The sequence below is a fragment of the Nocardioides nematodiphilus genome (genome assembly GCF_020216525.1).
Taxonomy (GTDB): domain Bacteria; phylum Actinomycetota; class Actinomycetes; order Propionibacteriales; family Nocardioidaceae; genus Nocardioides; species Nocardioides nematodiphilus.
In genome coordinates this window covers 486,973-503,812 of sequence record NZ_JAIWOY010000001.1, presented here as the reverse complement: position 1 = coordinate 503,812, position 16,840 = coordinate 486,973, and the positions used below count along the sequence as shown (strand labels likewise).

Genomic DNA, 16,840 nt, shown 5'->3' with positions numbered 1-16,840 from the left:
ACCCCTGAGGGTGTGTACGCCCTGACCCTGATCCAGGCGTCCTGGATCGACTACCTGATCATCGCGCTGTACTTCGCGTTCGTGCTGGGCATCGGCATCCTCGCCAGCCGCGGCGTCTCCGACTCGGTCGACTTCTTCCTGTCCGGGCGCTCGCTGCCCGCGTGGGTGACCGGCCTGGCGTTCATCTCGGCCAATCTCGGCGCCGTCGAGATCATGGGGATGAGCGCCAACGGAGCGCAGTACGGCCTGCCATCGGTGCACTACTTCTGGATCGGCGCGATCCCGGCCATGCTCTTCCTGGGCGTGGTGATGATGCCGTTCTACTACGGCTCCAAGGTGCGCTCGGTGCCCGAGTTCATGCTGCGGCGCTTCGGTCCGGCAGCGCACCTGGTCAACGCGATCTCGTTCGCGATCGCGCAGCTGCTGATCGCCGGCATCAACCTCTACCTGCTCGGCTCGATCGTGCACGCGCTGCTCGGTTGGCCGCTATGGGTGGCGCTCATCGTCGCAGCCGCGATCGTGCTGTCGTACATCACGCTCGGCGGTCTCAAGGCGGCGATCTACAACGAGGTGCTGCAGTTCTTCGTGATCGTCGCGGCGCTCACCCCGCTGACCGTGATCGGGCTGCACCGGGTCGGCGGCTGGTCCGGCCTGACCGACAAGATCACCGCGGCCGCCGCCCAGGGCCACGGCTCGACCGCCGCGCAGCAGCTCAACTCCTGGCCGGGCACCGACCTGACCGGCTTCTCCTCCGACTTCCTCTCGGTGGTCGGCATCGTGTTCGGTCTCGGCTTCGTGCTCTCCTTCGGCTACTGGACGACGAACTTCGTCGAGGTGCAGCGCGCGATGGCCTCCCAGTCGATCACCGCTGCGCGCACGACGCCGATCATCGGCGCCTTCCCGAAGATCTTCATCCCCTTCATCACGATCATCCCCGGCATGATCGCCGCCGTGCTCGTCACCGAGATCGGCAAGGTGAAGGCAGGTGGATCGGTCGCGGGCGGATCCTCAGGAGACGGCGTCACGTTCAACGACTCCCTGATCTACATGATGCGCGACCTGCTCCCCAACGGCCTGCTCGGCATCGCCATCACCGGTCTGCTCGCGGCGTTCATGGCCGGCATGGCGGCGAACATCTCCGCCTTCAACACGGTGCTCTCCTACGACCTCTGGGAGCACTACGTCGTCCGCGATCGTGAGGACTCGTACTACCTCGCCATCGGTCGTTACGCGACCGTCTTCGCGACCGTGGTGGCGATCTTCACCGCCTCGTTGGCGTCCAACTTCTCCAACATCATGAACTACCTGCAGACGCTCTTCGGGTTCTTCAACGCACCGCTGTTCGCCACCTTCATCCTCGGCATGTTCTGGAAGCGGATGACGGCTGCGGCGGGCGCGGTCGGCCTGGTCGCAGGCACGCTGTCGGCGGTCGTCGTGGCGTTCCTGTCGAAGGATGCCTTCGGGTCGTGGTCGACGGGCGCCCTGAACCTCTCCGGCCAGGGCGCGTCGTTCGTCGCCGCCGGTACGGCGTTCGTGGTCGACATCGTGCTGTCGGTGGTGGTCTCGCTGGTGACCCGGCCCAAGCCCGACTCCGAGCTGGTCGGCCTGGTCTACTCCGAGACGCCCAAGGAGTCGCTGGTCGACGCGGACGCGGCCGGCTACCCCTGGTTCCGCCGGCCTGTGCCACTCGCCGGGTGCGCCCTCGTCATCGTCATCGTCCTCAACGTGATCTTCTAGGAGCTCTGCCATGACCGACATCGACGGGAAGAAGACCGCCGGGGCGTTCGACATCCGCAACGTCATCGGCGCCCTGCTCGCGCTGTACGGCGTCATCCTGCTGGCCACCGCGGCCTTCCACTCCGATGCGCCGAAGGGGACGAACAACAGCGACAACTGGTGGGGCGGGATCGCCCTGCTCGTGGTCGGCCTGGCCTTCCTGGCCTGGGCGAGGATGCGCCCGATCGTGGTCGAGGAGCGGTAGCCGCCCCCGGGCGGCCGGTGGGCTAGCGTCCGGGCATGACGTTCACCCAGCTGGCCGTCGTCGGCCTGCTCGGACTCCTCGGTCCGGTGCTCGCGTACCCGCGCGGCTGGCACCTGCCGGTCGTGCTCGGCGAGCTGCTGGCGGGCGTGGTCGTCGGGCGTACGGGCTTCGGCTATCTCGACGCGGGCGACGTCACCTTCACGTTCCTGGCCGACATCGGCTTCGCCCTGGTGATGTTCGTGGCCGGGACGCACGTGCCCGTACGGGACCCGGCGATCGAGCCCGCGCTGCGCGGCGGTCTGCTCCGGGCGGTGCTGATCGGGGTGCTCGCCGCCGTCGGTGGCTGGCTGATCGCGGTGGTCAGCGGCGTGCCGCACGGTGCGCTCTTCGCGGTGCTGCTCGCCTCCTCGAGCGCGGCGCTGGTCCTGCCGATCGTGGACTCGCTCGGCCTCGGCGGCCCACAGGTGCTGGGCCTGCTGCCGCAGATCGCCATCGCCGACTCGGCCTGCATCGTGGCGCTGCCCCTGGCGGTCGACCCGCACCACGCGCTGCGGGCCGCCGGCGGGGCGGCCGCCGTGGTCGGAGCCTCCGCACTGGTCTTCATCGTCTTCCGCCGTCTCGAGCGCAACGGCGTGCGCAAGCGGGTGCACGACGTCTCCGAGCGGCGGCTCTTCGCCGCCGAGCTGCGGATCCAGCTGATCGTGCTCTTCGCCCTGGCGGCGCTGGCCGTGCGCACGCACGTGTCGATCATGCTGGCCGGCTTCGCGTTCGGGCTGGCGGTCACCGCCGTGGGCGAGCCCCGCCGGCTGGCCAAGCAGCTCTTCGCGCTGACGGAGGGCTTCTTCGGGCCGCTCTTCTTCATCTGGCTCGGCTCGAGCCTCGACCTGCGCGCCTTCGGCACCCACCCGGGGATGATCGGGCTCGGGGCCGCGCTCGGGCTCGCCGCCGGGGCGACGCACGTGATCGGCGGCCGGGTGCTCGGCCAGCCGATCCCGCTCGGGCTGCTGGCTTGCGCCCAGCTCGGGGTGCCGGTGGCGGCGGCGACCGTCGGCGGACAGCTCGGCGTGCTGCGCCCGGGAGAGGCCGCCGCACTCATGCTCGGCGCCCTGGTCACGATCGGGCTGGCGGTCCTCGGTGGCGGGCTCGCCACGCGGGCCGGCATGGTGACGTCGGTGGCCGCCTACCGCTGACGCCAGCTGTGCTCCGGCTCGTAGCCGAGCACACGACGCGCCTTCGCGATCGAGAGCAGCGTGTCGTGCTCACCGATCTCGCCGCGGCGCTCGACGCCGGGGAAGACCTCGTCGAGCAGCTCGCTGTTGGGACGCGACATCACGGTGTCGGCGTTGGCGATGATGAAGACCTCGCGGCCGGTGCCGGGGTGCTCGAGCGCCTTGCGGACGGCCTGGGCGCCGTCGCGAGCGTCGATGTAGCCCCACAGGTTCCACTTCCGGGCGCGCGCGTCGGCGTCGTAGGAGGGGAAGGCGTCGTAGTCCTGCGGCTCCATCACGTTGGAGAAGCGCAGGCCGTACATCTTGAGCGCGGGGTCCCAGCGGCAGAGCTCGCCGGCCATCGTCTCCTCGAGGGTTTTCACCATCGAGTACGTGCTCTCCGGGCGGGGTGCGTACTCCTCGTCGACCGGGACGTACGGCGGCGGGGTGTCGAACGGCAGGCCGAGCACCGTCTCGCTCGAGGCCCACACGATGTTCTTGACGCCGCAGCGGCGCGCGGCCTGGAAGACGTGATAGCTCGCGTTCATGTTGTTGGCGAAGGTCGCCGCGTCCGGCGCGAGGCCGGGTGCGGGGATCGCGGCGAGGTGGACGACGGCGTCCACGCCCTCGTACCGCTCCTCGACGCCGTGCATCGCGTCGAGCACCTGGGCGTAGTCGGTGAGGTCGACCGGGACGAAGGTGACGTCGGTGCGCTCGGGTGCTGCGCGGTCGAACACGATGACCTGTCGGCCGTGCGCGACGAGGTCCTCGACCACCGCCCGGCCCAGCTTCCCGCACCCACCTGTGACGATCACACGCTCGCTCATGCGGACGACGCTAGTCGACGACCTCGCGTCTGTCGGTGGGGGTGGAGCGCTGCGTCCCTCGCTCCTCCGTTCGCGGCGAGCGCCTGACCTCGTTCCTCGCTCGCGCTGCCGCTCCCGCAGTCGTCTAGGGTTCATGCGTGGACGCATCGAAGGGGCCGCTCGCCCTCTACCGCCGATACCGGCCCGAGACGTTCGCTGAGGTCATCGGCCAGGAGCACGTCACCACGCCGCTGCGCGCCGCGCTGGCGAACAACCGGGTCAACCACGCCTACCTCTTCTCCGGTCCGCGCGGTTGCGGCAAGACCACGTCGGCCCGCATCCTGGCCCGCGCGCTGAACTGCGAGAAGGCCCCGATCGCCGACCCGTGCGGCGAGTGCGACTCGTGTCGCGACCTGGCCCGCGGCGGCCCGGGCAGCATCGACGTGATCGAGATCGACGCGGCCTCCCACGGCGGTGTCGACGACGCCCGCGACCTGCGGGAGAAGGCCTTCTTCGCGCCGGTCCGGTCGCGCTACAAGGTCTACATCATCGACGAGGCCCACATGGTCTCCACGCAGGGCTTCAACGCCCTGCTCAAGCTGGTCGAGGAGCCGCCGGAGCACCTGCGCTTCATCTTCGCGACCACCGAGCCGGAGAAGGTCATCCCGACCATCCGCTCCCGCACGCACCACTACCCGTTCCGGCTGATCCCGCCGCGGCTCCTGACGAGCTATCTCGGCGAGCTGTGCGACAAGGAGGGCGTGAAGGTCGAGCCGGCCGCCCTGCCGCTGGTCGTACGCGCCGGCGCCGGCTCCGCCCGGGACACGCTCTCGGTGATGGACCAGCTCCTCGGCGGCTCCGGCCCCGAGGGCGTCACGTACGACCTCGCCGCCGGCCTGCTGGGCTACACGCCCGACAGCCTCCTGGACGAGGTGATCGATGCGTTCGCCGCCGGTGACGGCTCGGCCGTCTTCGGCGTTGTCGACAAGGTGATCGAGACCGGGCAGGACCCCCGCCGCTTCACCGAGGACCTGTTGCGCCGGCTGCGCGACCTGGTGATCGTCGCCGCCGTCCCGGACGCGCCGGCGACCGGCCTGATCGATGTCGCCGAGGACGCCGCCGAGCGGCTGGTCGCGCAGGCGACCCGTTTCGGCGCCCACGACCTGTCGCGCGCCGCCGACCTGGTGGCCACCGGTCTGACCGAGATGCGCGGCGCGACCGCGCCCCGGCTGCTGCTCGAGCTGATCTGCGCGCGCGTCCTGCTCCCCGGTGCCGACCACGGCGTCGACGGCCTGGCCGCGCGCCTCGACCGGATCGAGCGCCGGCTCTCGGTCTCCGGCGTGCCGACCGCTGCGCCCGCCGCCCCGGCGGCGCCCCCGGCCCAGGATCGTCCCGTCCTGCGTCCCTCGGTCGGCGCACCCGGCCACGCGCCGGCAGCGGAGCCCGAGGTGGTCTCGAGGGTCGCTCCGCTGCCGCCCCAGCCGCCAGCCCAGGCGCCCGTCCAGCCGCCCGCCGAGACGCCCTCGCCGTCGGCCGCCGAGCCCGAGCCGTGGGGCGCGCCCACCGAGTCCGAGGTGGTCCCGAAGGTCGCTCCGGCCCCCACCCCGTCACCCGCGCCCGCGCCCGCGACCCCTGCCGCGAGCAGCGGCGGCCTGGGCGCCGTCGATGTACGCCGGCTGTGGCCCGACGTGATCAACGCGCTCAACGGCCTGCGCAAGGCGACGTGGGCGCTGGTCAGCCACAACGCGCAGGTCGTCGGCCTCGAGGGCGACGTGCTGACGCTGGGCTTCAACACCCCGGGCCTGCGCGAGCAGTTCACCGGCGGCAACCACGAGGGCCCGCTCAAGCAGGCGATCACCGACGTGATCGGTGCATCGTGGCGGATCGAGGCGATCGTCCACCAGGGCGAGGCGCCGGCCACGCCACCCGCCGCCGCGCCCCCGCAGGCGGCCCCGGCGCCCGTGGAGCCGGCCCGTCAGGAGTCGGCGGCCCCGGTCGACCAGGCTCCGCCGCCGTGGGCCACCGATGACGCTCCGGAGCCGGCCGCCCCGGCTCAGGACATCACGCGTGCCGCCCGCGAGGCGATCCAGCCGACCCGGATCGGCGCCCCGGACCCCGACGCGAAGGCCGCCGAGCAGAGCCGCGCCGAGGAGCTCGCGGCGCGCGACGCCGACGTACGACCGGATGACGAGGCCTTCGAGGACGAGCAGCTCGGCGGCACCGAGCTCCTCCAGCGTGAGCTCGGCGCCCAGATCATCGAAGAGATCAAGCACAACTAGTCAGGGAGACAGAGATGACGCAGAACCCGTTCGACGCGCTCGGCGGTGGAGGCTTCGACCTCAACGCCCTGATGCAGCAGGCCCAGCAGATGCAGCAGCAGATCGCCTCGGCCCAGGAGCAGCTGGCCGAGACGATCGTCGAGGGCACCGTCGCCGGCGGCGCCGTGAAGGTCAAGGTCAGCGGGGTCGGCGAGCTCGTCGGCCTCGAGATCCGCCAGGGCGAGTTCGACGGCAACGACCCCGATGAGCTCGAGGATCTCGCCTCGGTGATCGTCGCGGCCTACCGTGACGCCAAGACCCAGGCCGACGCCCTGGCCCAGCAGCAGCTGGGCCCGATCGCCGGCGGACTCCCGGGCATGGGTGGCGCCGACCCCGGCACCCCCGGCCAGCTCGGCTTCTAAGGAAACTCACTTGTACGAAGGCGTCGTCCAGGACCTGATCGACGAGCTCGGCCGACTGCCGGGCGTGGGTCCCAAGAGCGCGCAGCGCATCGCGTTCCACCTGCTCCAGGCCGACCCGGCCGACGTGGAGCGGCTGGCGCGTGTCCTGGTGGAGGTCAAGCAGCGGGTGAAGTTCTGCTCGATCTGCTTCAACGTCTCCGAGGAGGAGACCTGCCGGATCTGCCGCGACCCGCGCCGCGACCCCAGCGTGCTGTGCGTCGTGGAGGAGTACAAGGACGTCGTCGCCATCGAGCGCACCCGCGAGTTCAAGGGTCGCTACCACGTGCTCGGCGGCGCGATCAGCCCGATCGACGGCATCGGCCCCGACCAGCTGCGGATCCGCGAGCTGATGAGCCGGCTCACCGACACCCAGATCAACGAGATCATCCTCGCCACCGACCCCAACCTCGAGGGCGAGGCCACCGCCACCTACCTGACGCGTCAGCTGAGCCCGTTCGGGTTGCGGGTGACGAGGCTGGCCAGCGGCCTGCCTGTGGGCGGAGACTTGGAGTACGCCGACGAGGTCACCCTCGGACGAGCGTTCGTAGGAAGGCGGAGCGCCGAATGACCAGTAGTCCAGTGATCACCACCAGCGAGGGCGAGGACTTCTCCGCCCAGATCGCCGACTCGGTCGAGAGCTTCCTGCTCGCCGTACGCGCGATCGCGGCCTCCGGCGACGGCGGCAGCGCCATCCCGCTGCTCCTCCTCGAGGTGAGCCAGGTGCTGCTGACCGGTGCGCGCCTGGGCGCGCAGAGCGACTTCGAGCCGCGCGAGGAGTACCAGCCCGACGTGGGCGAGGAGGCCGACGTCGACGAGCTGCGGATGGGCCTGGCGGAGATCCTCGACAGCGTCGACACGTACAGCTTCGTCTTCGACCCGTACGAGCCCGAGATCCTGGTCAGCCAGATCTCCGACGACGTGGCCAGTGTCGTCACCGACCTCGAGAACGGGCTGCGGCACTACCGCCTCGGCAACGTCGACGAGGCGCTGTGGTGGTGGCAGTTCAGCTACGTCAACAACTGGGGCAACCTGGCCGGCGCCGTGCTCAACGCGCTGCTCATGGTGATCGCCCACGACCGCCTCGACGCCGAGCCGTTCACCGGCGAGGACGAGGACCTGGCTGCTGCGGATGAGATGTTGGGGGACGCCGCCCGATAGAATTCGGTGGCCCTTCCCCTGCACAACTCCGAGGATCTTCTACGTGGGTATCGTCGTCCAGAAGTTCGGTGGTTCGTCCGTCGCCAACGCCGAAGGCGTCAAGCGCGTCGCGCAGCGGATCGTCAACACGAAGAAGCAGGGGCACCAGGTCGTCGTCGTCGTCTCCGCGATGGGTGACACGACCGACGAGCTGATCGATCTGGCCAACGAGGTCTCCCCGCTGCCGCCGGCGCGCGAGCTCGACATGCTGCTCACCGCGGGCGAGCGCATCTCGATGGCCGTCCTCGCGATGGCGATCCACGACCTGGGTCACGAGGCGCGCTCCTTCACCGGGTCGCAGGCCGGTGTCATCACCGACGCCGAGCACGGCCGCGCGAAGATCATCGACGTCACCCCGGGACGCGTCGAGGAGGCGCTGGCCGAGGGCGCGATCGCGATCGTCGCCGGCTTCCAGGGCGTCTCGCAGACCACCAAGGACATCACCACGCTCGGTCGCGGTGGCTCGGACACGACCGCCGTCGCGCTCGCGGTCGCGCTCAAGGCCGACGTCTGCGAGATCTACTCCGACGTCGACGGCATCTTCACCGCCGACCCCCGCATCGAGCCGCGGGCCCGCAAGGTCCCGCGCATCTCCTACGAGGAGACGCTGGAGATGGCCGCCCAGGGCGCCAAGATCCTGCACCTGCGCTGCGTCGAGTACGCGCGCCGCTACAACATGCCGATCCACGTCCGCTCCTCCTTCTCCGACAAGGAGGGCACCTGGGTGGTTCGCGCCGAGGACGTTGTCACTGAGGAGATCACCATGGAAGCCGCCATCATCACCGGCGTCGCGCACGACCGCAGCCAGGCCAAGATCACGGTCGTCGGCGTGCCGGACAAGGTCGGTGAGGCGGCCGCGATCTTCGGCGCGCTCGCCGACGCGCAGGCCAACATCGACATGATCGTCCAGAACGTGTCGGCCGCGGCCACCGGCCTGACCGACATCTCCTTCACGCTGCCGCGTGGCGAGGGCCAGACCGCCATGACGGCGCTCGCCCGCCTGCAGGACACGGTCGGCTACGACCGTCTGCAGTACGACGACTCGGTCGGCAAGGTCTCCATCGTCGGCGCCGGCATGTCGTCGGCCCCCGGCATCACCGCCCGCTTCTTCCAGGCGCTCTCGGACGCCGGGGTGAACATCGAGATGATCTCCACCTCGGAGATCCGCGTCTCGGTCGTCGTGGCCGAGGCCCAGGTCCAGGAGGCGGTCAACGCCGCCCACGCCGCATTCGACCTCGGCTCCGACGAGATCGAGGCTGTCGTCTACGGAGGTACCGGACGATGAGCTCCACCATCAGCAGGCCCATCAACATCGGCATCGTCGGCGCGACCGGCCAGGTCGGCGTCGCGATGCGCCAGATCCTCGCCGAGCGCAACTTCCCGGTCGGCGAGATCCGGCTCTTCTCCTCGCCGAAGTCGGCCGGCACGACGATCGTGTACGAGGGCCGCGACATCGTCGTCGAGGATGCCGCCACCGCGGACCCGACGGGTCTCGACATCGCGCTGTTCAGCGCCGGCGCCACCGCCTCGCGCGCGCTCGTCCCGACCTTCGTGGACGCGGGCGTCATCGTGATCGACAACTCGAGCGCCTTCCGCAAGATCGATGAGATCCCGCTGGTCGTCTCCGAGGTCAACCCGGAGGCCGCGGCCGAGGTCATCGCAGCCGGGCGAGGCATCATCGCCAACCCCAACTGCACGACGATGGCCGCGATGCCGGTGCTCAAGCCGCTGCACGACGCGGCCGGCCTCAAGCGCCTCATCGTCTCCACCTACCAGGCCGTCTCGGGCTCCGGCATCGCCGGTGTCGCCGAGCTGGCCGACGGGGTCGCGTTCGCCGGCGACAAGGCTCGTGAGCTCGCCTACGACGGCGAGGCCGTGGCCTTCCCGGAGCCGGGCGTCTACAAGCGCACCATCGCGTACAACGTGCTGCCCTTCGCCGGCAACCTCGTCGAGGACGGCCTCAACGAGACCGACGAGGAGCAGAAGCTCCGCAACGAGTCCCGCAAGATCCTCGGCCTGCCCGAGCTGCTGGTCTCCGCGACCAACGTCCGGGTGCCGGTCTTCACCGGGCACTCGCTGTCGATCAACGCCGAGTTCGAGCGCGAGATGACCCCCGAGCGGGCCACCGCGATCCTGCAGGGCGCCGAGGGCGTCGTGCTCTCCGAGATCCCGAACCCGCTGCAGGCCGCCGGCAAGGACCCGTCGTACGTGGGTCGCATCCGCCAGGACGAGGGCGTCCCCGGCAACCGCGGGCTCGCGCTCTTCGTGTCGGGCGACAACCTGCGCAAGGGTGCCGCGCTCAACACCGTCCAGCTCGCGGAGATCGTCGCCGCTCAGCTCTGATCTCCACCAGTCTCACTCGACCCGGTCGGCGTCCTCGTCGGCCGGGTCGATGTATGTCACGCTCACCCAGTGCGCCAGCAGGTACGCCAGCAGGCCGAGCAGCGGCACGACGATGAGCATCCACCACGCCTGGTAGTGGTCGCCGAGGAAGAGCACGGTGATCACCGCGACCAGGGCCACGGCGAGGAAGCTGTCGCCCATCGGGGAGCGGACGCCGCCGAGTCGCAGCAGCGCGCCCCCGCCGACCACGGCGAGGATCCCGGTCGCGAGCAGCAACGGGAAGCCGGCCTTGCCGCCGCACGTCTCCGCACCGCGGACCGTCGCGCACAGGTGGAGCGAGCCGTACGTCGCCAGCACCAGGAAGAGGCCGACCAGGATCCCGGCGACGCCGGCCATCTGCATCCCGCTGAGTCGGACCTTCGGCAGGCCCGGCCGCTCGCGACGCGGCCTCGGGGCCTTCTCGGGTGTGGGCGCCGTCGCGGGCGTGGCAAGCTTCACCGGCAGGGGCTCGGCAGTGACCGGCTCCGGGGCGACGCGCTCGGGTTCGGGTTCGGGGGCGAGAGGCTCGGCGGCCGCGGCCGCGGCCGCGGGCTCGGCGCCGGCGGTCGTCGTGTCGGCGGGCACCGCCTCCGGCTCGCTCCGCGGCGGAGGAGTGCCATCGCCCTTCTTGCGCCCGAAGAGCTTCGGCGCGGCGAGCTTGGACTCGGCGTCGTCGTTCATGCGGAACAGTGTCGCACCTGCAACACGTTCCAGTGCGTCGCTCAGAACGGCGAGTACTGCCCCGCGAGGATCGCCTTCTTCTTCACGAACGGCGTCGCCTGGTCCTTGAGCCACGGCCGGCCGAACCAGAGGTACCCGTCGACGTACGTGGCGGCGGTGGCCTTCTGTGACGTGGTCAGCGGGAGCGCGGTCGAGGTGACCTTCCAGGTCGGGGCGACGCCGAGCGCGTTGCACACCGTCACCTTGCTCGGCGCGCAGGGGAAGGAGTTGTCGAAGAACGACTTCGGGTGCGCGGCGTAGAACTGCTGGTAGGTGAACGCCCGGCCGTTGTCGGCCGTGTCGATCACGGCGTGGCTCCGCACCCCGTGGGCCGCGAGGGCCGAGGCGAGCTCGGCGCTGCGCGCGATGTCGTCCTGGGTCGAGGAGTAGTGGGTGGCGCCGAGGGCGAAGCCGCGCGCGTACTGGATGCCCGAGCGCTGCAGCAGGTCGACCGCCTGCGCCGTGGTCAGCCAGTCGGCGTCGCCCGCGTCGAGGTAGACCGCGGCGTGCCGGTTGTTGTCGTGGAACGTCTTCGCGGCGTACGCGGTGAGCTTCTGGCGCGCCTTCCAGCCCTGGGTGCGCTGCTCCTTGGGCAGGTCGAGACGGTTGACCGCGAGGGCCAGGTCGGGCTCGAGGATGACCGCCACGCGCGAGGTGCCGATCTGGGTGGAGACCGAGCGGATCCAGGCGCGGTAGTCGGTCTTCTCCTGGGCGGTCAGCGGCGAGACGAGGCGCTGCCCCTCGCCGCGGTAGCCCCAGATGCCGAAGACCGCGAGCTGGACCAGCATGTTCGGGTCGCCGTGCTGCTCGAGGGCGATGTAGCTCGAGACCGCCGTGCTATGACGCGCCGGGCTCGAGTTGCCGATCGTGAACCACAGCGCCTTCGGCTGCAGTGCCGACTTCGCCAGGTAGGTCTTGTCCGTGCCGCTCGCGTGCTCCCAGGCGGAGAAGAGGCCCTGGTCCCAGTAGCCCTGGTTGACGCTCCAGGTGCCGCCGGCCAGCGGATTGCGCGGGTTCGCCGCGTACGGCGTGCCGCCCATCGGGACGTCGTAGTACGTCGGGTTCGGCGGGGTGCTGGGCGTCGGGGCGGCCGAGGGGGCACGCCGTGCCGCGACCGTCGCCGCCGAGCCGCTCCCACCGGACAGCCCGACCAGGCCGGCCACGAGCGCGAGGAGCAGGGTGGCGAGCAGGACGACGGGCAGGACGGTGCGGCGATTCACCTAGGATCCATCGGCAGCCGTCGCGACGCCTTGACCGTGACGTCACTGTCAATCCCCTCCCGGTCCTTGCCGTGACCGCAGCGCTAAGGTCTGACCCGGATGTCAACCGCCGGCCTTCGGGCCGGACGCAGGGGGCCACGATGAGGATCAGCGAGCTGAGCGCCACCACCGGGACGGCAGCCCGTGCCCACTGAATCGGTGGCGCCCACGCTCACGCGGCTCGCGGTCTTCTGCGGTTCGTCGCCGGGCCATGACGAGGCGATGATGCGCACCGCGTACGACGTCGGGCGCGGTCTCGCCGAGCGCGGGATCGGGCTCGTCTACGGCGGTGGCGGCTACGGCTTGATGGGTGCGCTCGCCGACGGCGCTCTCAACGCCGGCGGCGAGGTGATCGGCGTGATCCCGCGCTCGATGGTCGAGCGCGAGTGGGGCCGCGAGGACCTCACCGAGCTGCACGTCGTCGAGACGATGCACGAGCGCAAGGCGCTGATGGCCGAGCTCAGCGACGCCTTCCTCGCGCTGCCCGGGGGCATCGGCATGCTCGAGGAGATCATCGAGATGTGGAGCTGGCGCCAGATCGGCTTCAACGACGACCCCGTGGGCTTCCTGGACATCGGCGACTTCTGGCGCCCGCTCCTGGTCGCGCTGCGGAGCATGGTCGCCGCGGGTTTCGTACGTCAGGAGGTGCTCGACGACGCCGTCGTCGCCGACACCCTCGACGGCGCCCTGGTGGGCTTCGCCGAGGGCCGCGGCGTCGAGTTCCAGGACAAGCTCAAGGGCTGAGGAGCGGGGCCCCGTCGCTCAGCCGGCATGCAGGTGCGGGCGCCTGCCCCGGTCCCGCTCGGCGCGCCGCAGCACCTCGCGGGTGATCGGCGCGACCTCGCCGCTGCCGAACAGCAGGAACTTCAGCAGGTGGCTGAGCGGGTTTCCCTCGGTCCACTCGAAGTAGATGTGTGGCCGTGCTCCGGTGCGGTCGCGGATATCGAGCAGCAATGCGGCGAGCGCGTTCGGCACCGACGGTGCTTCGAGGGTGAGTACCCGATATTGGTCGTGCATCACGACGCCACGCACTCGCAGTGAGCCCTCGAAGTCGCTGTAGTCCTTCACCGTCACCTCGACGAAGACGAGGTCGGAGGTGTCGCGCAGGTCGTGGTCCTCGGCGATCTGGGTGAGCTTCTCGCGATACTCCTCGACGTCGCGCGCTCCCGGCTCGTTCGCAACAAGCCGCAGCGCACGGCGCGAGCAGTCGCGGATGAAGCGCTCGGCCTTGGCGTCGTACTCGATCTCTACCGTGCGCAGCTCGAACGAGCGCGCCAGCCGCGACATGAACGACACCGCGATGATGGCGGCGATGAAGAGCGACCCGATCTTCACGCCGTCGGGACGCTCGGCAACGTTGGTGATCGTCGTGTAGACGAACACCAGCGAGATCACCCCGAAGGCGACCGTCCGCAACCGCTGCCCCGCCCGGCGAGCCGCCAGCGTCACCGCCACCGCGGCGGATGTCATCAGCACCAGCACGCCGGTGGCGTACGCGCCGCCCTGGGCGTCGACGTCGGCGTCGAAGATCCAGGTGATGAGGAACCCGATTGAGGTCAACACGATCACCAGCGGCCGGACAGCACCGGCCCACTCCGGCGACATGCCGTAGCGCGGCAGGTAGCGCGGGATGAGGTTGAGCATCCCGGCCATCGCCGATGCCCCGGCGAACCACAGGATCAGCACCGTCGAGGCGTCGTAGACCGTGCCGAACCCGTTCCCGAGGTAGAGGTGGGCGAGATAGGCCAGTGCGCGGCCGTTGGCGCTACCACCGGTCTGGAACTCGTCGGCGGGGATGAGGAGTGTCGTCACGAAGGACGAGGCGATCAGGTAGACGCTCATGATGCAGGCCGCCACGGTCAGGAGCCGCTTGGTGTTGCGGATCCGGCCAGCGGGGTTCCGGACCGTGTCGCCCGGCGCCCCGCTCACGTGGCTCATCACCGCGACCCCGGTCTCGAAGCCGGACATGCCGAGGGCGAGCTTGGGGAAGACGGTGAGTGCGACGCCGACGACCAGCAGGCTGTTGCCGTGCTGCTGGGTGAGCGCGGAGTGCCAGTCGCCGACCACGTGCCCCTCCCCGAAGACGTGACTCGCAGCGACCGCGATCACCACCGCGTTGAGCAGCAGGTAGGCAAAGACCAGGCCGACCGCGACGCTGATCGCCTCGCCGAACCCTCTGAGGAAGACCGCACCGAGCAACGCGATCAGGCCGAGCGTGATCCACAGCTGTCCGCCGTGCAGGAACGGCAGGTGCGGGTTCTCGACGATGTGCGCGCTGGCGTCGGCCGCCGAGAGCGTGATGGTGATGATGAAGTCGGTCAGCGCGAAGCCGAGCAGGGCCAGGACGAACAGCTTGCCCTTCCAGAACGGCAGCAGCCGCTCCAGCATCGCGATCGAGCCCTGGCCGTGCGGGCTCTCGGCGGCGACGCGGCGGTAGACGGGCAGCGCGCCGAGCAGGGTGAGCAGGACCAGGACGACCGTCGCGATCGGCGAGACCGCGCCGGCGGCCAGGAACGCGATCCCCGGCTGGTAGCCGAGGGTCGAGAAGTAGTCGACGCCGGTCAGGCACATCACCTTCCACCACGGCTCCGGCTTCTCGCCGTGGGCCTCGACGGCGTGCGGACCCGCGTGCGCGATCTCCTCCGGCCGGTAGAACAGCCAGTCCCGGAAGCGTGACGTGCGAGGCGCCGGCTGGCGCACGGAGATGCTCATGCCCCCATCCAAGGTCGCGGATCGGGGGACCGGGGCGCTCCTAACGGACCCCTAACGCCGGCCCCGGCACAATGTCCGTCATGAGCCCGTCCCGGTCGCGCAGCAGCCTCAGCGCCCGCCGGCGGGCGCAGGGGTACGGCCTCGCCGTCGTCGGCTCGGCGCTGCTCGTGATGGTGCTCGAGCCGCTGCGCGGCACGTTCAACCTGGCCACCGACGTGCTCGTCTTCCTGGTGCTGGTCGTGGGGGTCTCGCTGGTCGGCGGCCTCGGCCCCTCTCTGCTGGCTGCGGTGGCATCGGCCGGCGCGCTGAATTTCTGGTTCACCGACCCCGTGCACAGCCTGGTGATCCACGACTCCAACAACGTGATCGCGCTGTTCGGCTTCGTGGTGGTCTCGGTGATGGTGAGCGGCGTCGTCGACGTCGCGGCGCGACGCCAGCAGGCGGCCGCGGCCGCCGCCGGGCTCGAGGCCGGCAACCGGCTGCGCACCGCGCTCCTCGCCGCGGTCGGACACGACCTCCGTACGCCACTCGCCACCGCCAAGGCGGTGGTCTCCGGCCTGCGCTCGGCCGACGTGGAGATCTCCGAGGAGGACCGCGCCGAGCTCCTCGAGAGCGCTGACGGGGCCCTGGATCGGCTCACCTCGCTGGTCGACAACCTGCTCGACCTGAGCCGCCTGCAGAGCGGCGCGATGCCGGTGCGGGTCCGGTACGTCGCCCTCGACGACGTCGCCGCGCGAGCGCTCGACGAGGTCGGCGTCGAGCCCCTGGCCGTGCTGCTCGAGATCCCAGAGGACCTCCCGTACGTGCTCGCCGACGCGGGCCTCCTGGAGCGGGTGATCGCCAACCTGGTCTCCAACGCGCAGCGCTTCTCGCCGCCGGGACGCCCACCGACGCTCGCTGCCGGACTCGTCGACGAGCGGATCGAGCTGCGGGTGATCGACCACGGCCCGGGCATCCCCGAGGCCGATCGCGACCGTGTCTTCGTGCCGTTCCAGCGTCTCGGGGACACCTCGCCCGGCTCCGGGGTGGGGCTGGGTCTCGCGCTGTGCCGCGGCCTGCTCGAGGCGATGGGCGGGAGCCTGACGCCGGCGGTGACTCCCGGCGGCGGTCTGACGATGATCGTGGCGCTGCCCGCGCGCGGGGCCGAGCACGGGGCCGAGCGGGAGGCCGCCGGGTGACCCGCATCCTGGTCGTCGACGACGAGCCGCAGATCGTCCGCGCGCTCGCGATCAACCTCCGCGCGCGCGGCTACGCCGTCAGCACCGCCGGTGACGGGGCCGAGGCGCTCACGGTGGCGGCGGCCGCGTCGCCGGACGTGGTGATCCTCGACCTGGGCCTGCCCGACATGGACGGCGTCGCGGTCATCGCGGCGCTGCGGCACTCGTCCGCGGTGCCGATCCTGGTGCTCTCCGGACGCGCGGACAGCGTCGACAAGGTCGACGCGCTGGACGCCGGCGCGGACGACTACGTGACCAAGCCCTTCGGCATGGACGAGTTGCTCGCGCGGCTGCGGGTGATGGTGCGCCGGAGCACGCCGGAGGCCGCCGACGAGCCGAGGGTGGCCTTCGGCGCTGTCGTCCTCGATCTGGCCGCGAAGCGCGCCACGGTCGCGGGCGCCGACGTACGGCTGACGCCGACCGAGTGGCACCTGCTGGAGACGTTCGTCCGCAATCCCGGGGTGCTGCTCAGCCAGCAGCACCTGCTGACCGAGGTCTGGGGGCCGGGCTACGAGACCGCCCAGGGCAACCTGCGGCTCTACGTCGCGCAGCTGCGCCGCAAGCTCGAGGCCGACCCTGCCCGCCCGCGGCACTTCCGCAACGAGCCGGGGATGGGCTACCGCTTCGAGCCGTGACGCC

The 16,840-nt window shown here is 70.8% G+C and carries 16 protein-coding genes; 12 read left to right on the top strand and 4 right to left on the bottom strand.

Annotated features, from left to right (window positions below):
* Positions 1–12: 12 nt before the first annotated feature.
* From KSO98_RS02480 to KSO98_RS02470, 3 genes are read left to right on the top strand one after another with little or no spacing between them, the layout of a single operon-like run.
* On the top strand, positions 13–1,737 hold the full coding sequence (locus KSO98_RS02480) for a sodium:solute symporter family protein (protein WP_225283253.1): 1,725 nt from the start codon (positions 13–15) through the stop codon (positions 1,735–1,737).
* A 10-nt stretch (positions 1,738–1,747) separates the two neighbouring features.
* Entirely contained in the window at positions 1,748–1,981 is a 234-nt protein-coding gene (locus tag KSO98_RS02475; protein WP_225283251.1) for a hypothetical protein, read from the top strand.
* 35 nt (positions 1,982–2,016) lie between these two features.
* Complete coding sequence (locus tag KSO98_RS02470; protein WP_225283249.1) at positions 2,017–3,171, top strand: cation:proton antiporter; 1,155 nt, start codon at positions 2,017–2,019, stop codon at positions 3,169–3,171.
* Here KSO98_RS02470 and KSO98_RS02465 read toward each other — a convergent pair.
* Positions 3,162–4,016, bottom strand: coding sequence for an NAD-dependent epimerase/dehydratase family protein (locus KSO98_RS02465; protein ID WP_225283247.1), 855 nt, complete (start codon positions 4,014–4,016; stop codon positions 3,162–3,164). The two genes, KSO98_RS02470 and KSO98_RS02465, sit on opposite strands and share 10 nt — an antisense overlap.
* A gap of 137 nt (positions 4,017–4,153) precedes the next feature.
* On the opposite strand from KSO98_RS02465, the gene KSO98_RS02460 reads away from it, so the two are divergent.
* From KSO98_RS02460 to KSO98_RS02435, 6 genes are read left to right on the top strand one after another with little or no spacing between them, the layout of a single operon-like run.
* Positions 4,154–6,274 carry a DNA polymerase III subunit gamma and tau gene (locus KSO98_RS02460; protein ID WP_225283245.1) on the top strand — a complete coding sequence of 707 codons (2,121 nt, stop codon included), beginning with the start codon at positions 4,154–4,156 and terminating at the stop codon, positions 6,272–6,274.
* A gap of 14 nt (positions 6,275–6,288) precedes the next feature.
* Entirely contained in the window at positions 6,289–6,675 is a 387-nt protein-coding gene (locus KSO98_RS02455) for a YbaB/EbfC family nucleoid-associated protein (RefSeq protein ID WP_225283243.1), read from the top strand.
* 10 nt (positions 6,676–6,685) lie between these two features.
* Complete coding sequence (recR, locus tag KSO98_RS02450) at positions 6,686–7,282, top strand: recombination mediator RecR (protein WP_225283241.1); 597 nt, start codon at positions 6,686–6,688, stop codon at positions 7,280–7,282.
* The gene (locus KSO98_RS02445) at positions 7,279–7,872 is read left to right on the top strand and encodes a DUF5063 domain-containing protein (RefSeq protein ID WP_225283240.1); all 594 of its coding nucleotides are present in this window, start codon (positions 7,279–7,281) and stop codon (positions 7,870–7,872) included. Before recR ends, KSO98_RS02445 begins: the two co-directional genes overlap by 4 nt.
* A gap of 43 nt (positions 7,873–7,915) precedes the next feature.
* Entirely contained in the window at positions 7,916–9,196 is a 1,281-nt protein-coding gene (locus KSO98_RS02440; RefSeq protein WP_225283239.1) for an aspartate kinase, read from the top strand.
* On the top strand, positions 9,193–10,254 hold the full coding sequence (locus KSO98_RS02435) for an aspartate-semialdehyde dehydrogenase (RefSeq protein ID WP_225283238.1): 1,062 nt from the start codon (positions 9,193–9,195) through the stop codon (positions 10,252–10,254). Before KSO98_RS02440 ends, KSO98_RS02435 begins: the two co-directional genes overlap by 4 nt.
* Positions 10,255–10,266: 12 nt before the next feature.
* Here the strand turns inward: KSO98_RS02435 and KSO98_RS02430 are convergent, their stop codons facing one another.
* Both KSO98_RS02430 and KSO98_RS02425 read right to left on the bottom strand, forming a co-directional pair.
* Positions 10,267–10,974 carry a hypothetical protein gene (locus KSO98_RS02430; RefSeq protein ID WP_225283237.1) on the bottom strand — a complete coding sequence of 236 codons (708 nt, stop codon included), beginning with the start codon at positions 10,972–10,974 and terminating at the stop codon, positions 10,267–10,269.
* Between the two features lie 41 nt (positions 10,975–11,015).
* Positions 11,016–12,233, bottom strand: a complete 1,218-nt coding sequence (locus KSO98_RS02425) for a glycoside hydrolase family 6 protein (protein WP_225283236.1) — start codon at positions 12,231–12,233, stop codon at positions 11,016–11,018.
* 198 nt (positions 12,234–12,431) lie between these two features.
* Here KSO98_RS02425 and KSO98_RS02420 point away from each other — a divergent pair, with 198 nt between their 5' ends.
* A complete protein-coding gene (locus tag KSO98_RS02420) occupies positions 12,432–13,016 on the top strand; it encodes an LOG family protein (protein ID WP_225283235.1) in 585 nt (194 codons plus the stop codon).
* Positions 13,017–13,034: 18 nt separating this feature from the next.
* On the opposite strand, the gene KSO98_RS02415 is transcribed toward KSO98_RS02420, so the two are convergent.
* On the bottom strand, positions 13,035–14,984 hold the full coding sequence (locus KSO98_RS02415) for an APC family permease (protein ID WP_225283234.1): 1,950 nt from the start codon (positions 14,982–14,984) through the stop codon (positions 13,035–13,037).
* An 80-nt stretch (positions 14,985–15,064) separates the two neighbouring features.
* On the opposite strand from KSO98_RS02415, the gene KSO98_RS02410 reads away from it, so the two are divergent.
* Positions 15,065–16,162 (top strand): sensor histidine kinase, encoded by a 1,098-nt coding sequence (locus KSO98_RS02410; RefSeq protein WP_225283232.1) that lies wholly within the window; start codon positions 15,065–15,067, stop codon positions 16,160–16,162.
* The gene (locus KSO98_RS02405) at positions 16,159–16,836 is read left to right on the top strand and encodes a response regulator (RefSeq protein WP_225283230.1); all 678 of its coding nucleotides are present in this window, start codon (positions 16,159–16,161) and stop codon (positions 16,834–16,836) included. The genes KSO98_RS02410 and KSO98_RS02405 overlap by 4 nt, the downstream gene beginning before the upstream one ends.
* Positions 16,837–16,840: the final 4 nt, after the last annotated feature.

What these genes read in the sequence shown, in the direction of transcription:
- KSO98_RS02470 (WP_225283249.1), top strand. Translation starts at nt 2,017, where the DNA reads ATGACGTTCACCCAGCTGGCCGTCGTCGGCCTGCTCGGACTCCTCGGT.
- KSO98_RS02415 (WP_225283234.1), bottom strand. Translation starts at nt 14,984, where the DNA reads ATGAGCATCTCCGTGCGCCAGCCGGCGCCTCGCACGTCACGCTTCCGG.
- KSO98_RS02445 (WP_225283240.1), top strand. Translation starts at nt 7,279, where the DNA reads ATGACCAGTAGTCCAGTGATCACCACCAGCGAGGGCGAGGACTTCTCC.
- KSO98_RS02430 (WP_225283237.1), bottom strand. Translation starts at nt 10,974, where the DNA reads ATGAACGACGACGCCGAGTCCAAGCTCGCCGCGCCGAAGCTCTTCGGG.
- KSO98_RS02455 (WP_225283243.1), top strand. Translation starts at nt 6,289, where the DNA reads ATGACGCAGAACCCGTTCGACGCGCTCGGCGGTGGAGGCTTCGACCTC.
- KSO98_RS02435 (WP_225283238.1), top strand. Translation starts at nt 9,193, where the DNA reads ATGAGCTCCACCATCAGCAGGCCCATCAACATCGGCATCGTCGGCGCG.
- KSO98_RS02475 (WP_225283251.1), top strand. Translation starts at nt 1,748, where the DNA reads ATGACCGACATCGACGGGAAGAAGACCGCCGGGGCGTTCGACATCCGC.
- KSO98_RS02465 (WP_225283247.1), bottom strand. Translation starts at nt 4,016, where the DNA reads ATGAGCGAGCGTGTGATCGTCACAGGTGGGTGCGGGAAGCTGGGCCGG.
- KSO98_RS02410 (WP_225283232.1), top strand. Translation starts at nt 15,065, where the DNA reads ATGAGCCCGTCCCGGTCGCGCAGCAGCCTCAGCGCCCGCCGGCGGGCG.